Below are 5,295 nucleotides of genomic sequence, written 5' to 3'. Positions count from 1 at the left end.
GGGTTCTTGCTCGGAAAAATCGTCAAGATTCGCTTCAAAGATCGAAGATGAATACACAGGCAGATATAAATTTAGGTTTTGGGATTTAAAATAGAGAATTTAGCAGACAATCTCCAAATTGACCACTAAATTCTGGATGCTAAAAAAGTCTAAATACCACCTTTTAATTAGTAATTTGTACTATATTAACGTTGTAAGTATTTTAAGATGCCTTGAGCGATCGCTTCTGCCATCTGATTTTGATACTCTGGTGTTCCTAATCTAGGATTGTCTTCTCGACCAGTCATATAACCTGTTTCTACTAAAATCGAGGGCATAGAGCTTTTCCTGAGGACGTAAAATCTGGCTTTGCGGGTTCCCCGGTCTTTGATTGTACCGATGTTCTGGAGGATGGTATTGCGAACTACTTCAGCCAGAGCATAACCGCTATCATAATAATATACTTCTAACCCATTAACATCAGGGCGATTATCAACCGAATTAGCGTGAATGCTGACAAACGCAGTCGCATTAACTCGCTTGGCAATTTCTACCCGTCCCTGAAGTTCTACGAAAAAGTCAGCATCCCGTGTGAGTACCGCCTGTACACCATTTTGCTCTAAAATTGCTGCTACCTTTTTACCAATAGGCAGTATTACGTCCTTTTCTAAAAGTCCGCCTAGACCTGGAGCACCTGAGTCTTTTCCACCATGTCCTGGGTCAATCACAACTAGTAATTTCCCTCTGGGAACTGAGGGGCGCGGCTGTGGCTGGGAGATAGGACGGGGATTATCTGTGGGGTTTGGGAATTGACTTAGGTCTGGCGATGGCAGAGGAGGTAAAGCAATAGGAGGTGTGACGCTACTAGAGCGTTGTAATTCTAAAGCCAAAAGCTGGTCACCAACCTGATTGAGTTCCCCAATTTGTACTCCGGCTGCTGGTTGAACTAAAACGACGACAGTATTGAATTCTTGTGGTTGCAGGCGGACTCGGAGAATAGGAGTATTAGCATTAAAAGTCGGGCCTGTAACCTTGGGAGCTAACCGAGCATTGTTGATAGTGATACGGAACAAACCAGAAGTTCTATCCCAGCCTCCTGTAGCAGATAAAGCTTGGTCGCCTCTAATCAGCAGTTGTGTGCCATTACCAGCCAATTGCACAGACTCAATGGTAGCAAGTGGAGTGTTAATAGATGGTATTGGGCTTGGACTATTACCTCCAGGCAACTGGGCAACGCCACGACTGGGGAGAAGCACAAAACCGCTAACACTGCTAGTTGTTGTTCGCCAATTTTGACTATTTTCGTCCACCTGTAAAGTTATGCGAACAACAGATGGGCTTGTTTGTAGTTGGCTGAACTTAATGCGGCTGACACCATAGCGATTAATCGGCAAATCGCGCTGCTCTAGATTTGGTGATAAAATAGCGCCAGTAATATCGATGTTAACTGCCCTTTGATCGTTGCTACGATTTACTTGAATCTGAGGATTACCACCATTGGTGCGGATGAAAAAACCATCGCCTGTGACTTGTAAGTTCTCAATTTGAGTAACTCTGGCGGCAAGCATTCCGTTTTTAGGCGGATTGACAGGGTTTGCTGTCACCACGTTGTAAATATTTCTTTGTGAGAACACTGGTGGAGATGTTCTCGGTGAAGTCTCTGTGGCTATAGCTTGTTCTTGTTGTCCCCCAGTATTTGAGGGTACATTTTCAGATACTGGCGTAGGTAATTGTACTGTCCAGCGTTCACGAAGTGTCCCCGCAGGGGATTCGCCAGTTGTGCTAACAAATTGTACTCCCTTGGGGTCTAAACTATAACCAGGAGTCAATTCCACGACTATGCGTGTTGTTTGTTCGTCAAACTGCCCAACACGGATAGAACGAATTGCACCGCCCACCTGTTGGGTTAACTGCGGACGTCCAAATGTGGTTCCTGGCAAATCAATTACCAAACGAGTCGGGTTAAAAATTAATTGTGCTTGGGGTTGAACATTCCCCAAAGTATTAATTTCCAGACGATTTTGGTTGGTATCAAAACGCCAAGATTCGAGTCTCGCGGCCATTACTGGCGACGACAGCATGAAGATAGTTCCAATAGTACTGGATAGTAACCAGTGTAATTTCACAGTTCTTTCTCCTGATTCACGTTCATGGGAGCCGTCAATATCTCAACATATTGGCAAATCCTCACACCGTCACCGCGCACACTTGAGTTTTGCGCTGTTATTAAGACACAGCTAATGGCGTAAAATATAGCACGCTCCTCTGATTTTGCCATGCTATGAGCTTATATAAATTTGACTGTCAATTTTAGATTTTTGATTTTTGGTTCATGGCGGACTAATACCGTTTCTTTGTAAAGCTGCATATATTTACCCCCCGGCTACGCCGTCCCCCCAAAGCATCGGGGGGACTACAGGCTTTCAAGGGTAGGTTTTTTGGAATCTCAAAAATAGTTGAGAAAATTCTCAAGTATTTAACCTAGTTTGGTCGTTTCAGGATTTAAGCATCGGCTGAAATGGTCAAAAAATGACCAAATACAAAATACCTACCTTTGTAAGGGGACTACAGGGGGGTCTTATTATGTGCATCTTCATACAGAATTGGTATAACGCTTTGATACATTAACACCCCTTGTGGCGTGAAATAACCGTATTGACTCCTATCCCGCCGCAAAAATACTTAAATTGTTTACTACTAAATTGGATAAAAATGGTAAAGATTAGATGTATTTACTCAATAATTTCGACTAAATCACTTATCTTCTCTTTAAATACTGAAGAACGCCACGAGCGATCGCATCTGCCATTTGATTTTGGTAAGCTGAGGTTCTGAGTTTAGGGTTATCATCTCGACCAGTCAAATAACCTGTTTCTACGAGAATAGAAGGCATAGAACTTTTTCTGAGGACATAAAATCTGGCTCGCCGCACTCCCCTATCTCTGACATTTACACTTTGGAGAATACTGTTATGGACAGTGCGAGCTAGACCCAAACCACTGCCGTAATAATAGGTTTCTAAGCCACTGACATCCGAACGACCTGGCCCAACTGCATTAGCATGAATGCTAACAAAGACATCAGCATTCGCTCGCTCTGCTAATTGCACCCGTCCCGGAAGGGTAACGAAATAGTCAGAATCTCGCGTCATCACGACTTGTACGCCATTTTGCTGCAAAACCTGAGCTATTCTTTTGCTAATAGGCAAAATAATATCCTTTTCGCGTAGTCCCCCAAGACCTACTGCTCCAGGGTCTTTACCGCCATGTCCTGGGTCAATCAGGACTACTACTCGTCCATTGGTAAATGGGCGCTGTGGTTGTGTTAGGGGCTGGGGATTGGGATTGTTTGGGTCTGGGAATGGCCCCCGGTTTGGCGGTGGTAGCCCAGGTAAAGCAAAGGGGGGTCTTCCAGGGAGTGCGACAACTCGCCGAGAAGATTGTATTGGTAACAAAAGCTGGTCGCCGATTTGTTGGGGTTGCCCAAGTTGCACTCCGGCTGCTGGTTGAACTAAAACAACGACTGTGTTGGGTTCTTGCAGTTGCAGGCGTACCCGGAGAATAGGGCTATTGGCAGCAAAAGTCGGGCCTGTAACTCTCTTAGCTAACTTGGCATTGGTAATTGTAATGCGGAACAGACCAGAGGATCTATCCCAGGTTCCCGTGGCAGATAAAGTTTGGTCGCCTCTAATTAGCAGTTGTCTGCCATTATCAGCCAGTTGCACAGACTCAATTGTAGCTGGCGAGTTGTTGGCAGATAATCTGGTAGTTAAGGAGGGTGGTTGTGGCTGATTGTCAGAATTATTATTTTCAAGCAATCTGACAACGCGACTAGGAAGAACTACTAAACCACCGTCGTTACTATTAGTTGCTTGCCAGTCGGGGCTATTTTTATCTACCCGCAAAGTCAGGCGAACGCTAGGAGGTTGGGTTTGTAGTTGGGTGAATTCGACGCGGCTAACACCATGTTTGTTAACAGGGATATTATTCTGTTGCGCTAGACGTGGTGATAAAGATGCCTCAGAGATATCCATAAAGATGGTAGCGCGATCGCGGCTCCGAATTACCCGAATCGGAGGATTACCACCACTGGTGCGAATGAACAACCCATCGCCTGTTACTTGTAAGCTCTCAATTTGAGTCGCCTCTCGTCTAGTAGTGGCAACCCTTGAAATACCAGGTTGAGGCTCAGAGTCTGGGGTAACAACAGTGTAAGCACTTCTGGGAGAAGAGGCTACTCTATCGACTTCTGGTCTAGGTAATTGCACCGTCCAGCGATCGCCAGTTGTACCTACAAATTGCACTCGTTTGGGGTCTAAAGTATAGCCAGGATTCAGTTCGACAACTATCCGGGTTGTTTCTGTATCAAACTGCCCAACCCGGATCGACCGAATTCCACCGCCCACCTGTTGGGTTAGCTGCGGACGCCCAAATGTAGTTCCTGGCAAATCAATTACCAGCCGAGTCGGGTTGAAAATTAGTTGTGCCTGGGGTTGAACTGCTCCCACAGTATTAATTTCCAGCCTGTTTTGATTGGCATCAAAGCGCCAAGATTCAAGTCTCGCAGCCATTACCGACGACGATAGCATGAAGATAGTTCCAATAGTGCTGGGTAGTAACCAGTGTAATTTCACAGTCCTTTCTCCTAATTCACGTTCATGGGAGCCGTCAGCCCCTTCGGGGAAGTCAAAAGTCAAAAGTCAAAAGTCAAAAATTTTGAATCCCATAAATAAATTTATTTGCTCTGTACCTTGTTTATTTCTGGTCAATATCTCAACTCATTGGTAAATCATCACACCGTCACCACTTAAACTTGACCTCTGATGCCTTTTTTGATTTTTTAAGCTGGTATAAAAACGCGCTTAAATCAGTTATCAGGTTTCATATTGGGTCTAAATCCACATGTGAAAATTTTCACCTTTAGAGGTAGTTTTCTGGCTCCCAAAGAAGCTAGAAAACTAATAACTGTTTTTTGTTTTTCGCCATCAATGTACTAAATAGATAATTCCCATTCCTTTGAGAGGATCTAGCAAAATTTATGAATGTTACTCCCTAATTACCTGGAAAATTTTCAAATAAAGGCTCACAAGCCAAGGGAGACTGGAAATAAATAACATTCCGAATGCTGGTAGAAATTATAAACAGACGATTATTCTACAATCAGACGGGACGGAAATTTAGGGAGAGAAGTTTCCACTGCATAATTGGGGATGAGGGGGATGAGGGAGTTTTTGCTTGAAGGTTGAGCCTTTTTGTTTGAACATTAAGCCTTTTTGCTCGAACATTAAGCCTTTTTGCTCGAACGTTAAGCCTTTTT

The 5,295-nt window shown here is 44.2% G+C and carries 2 protein-coding genes; both read right to left on the bottom strand.

Annotated elements, in window-relative coordinates; genetic code table 11:
* Nucleotides 1-185 precede the first annotated feature (185 nt).
* The gene (locus tag LC574_RS25035) at nt 186-2,105 is read right to left on the bottom strand and encodes an N-acetylmuramoyl-L-alanine amidase (protein ID WP_229456249.1); all 1,920 of its coding nucleotides are present in this window, start codon (nt 2,103-2,105) and stop codon (nt 186-188) included.
* 632 nt (nt 2,106-2,737) lie between these two features.
* Entirely contained in the window at nt 2,738-4,612 is a 1,875-nt protein-coding gene (locus LC574_RS25030) for an N-acetylmuramoyl-L-alanine amidase (protein WP_229456250.1), read from the bottom strand.
* Nucleotides 4,613-5,295: the final 683 nt, after the last annotated feature.

It is taken from the genome of Nostoc sp. CHAB 5715, from assembly GCF_020829685.1.
In the GTDB taxonomy this organism is placed as follows: domain Bacteria; phylum Cyanobacteriota; class Cyanobacteriia; order Cyanobacteriales; family Nostocaceae; genus Nostoc.
Note: the sequence above shows the minus strand (reverse complement) of the source record. Positions and strands in the feature narration are given on the sequence as shown.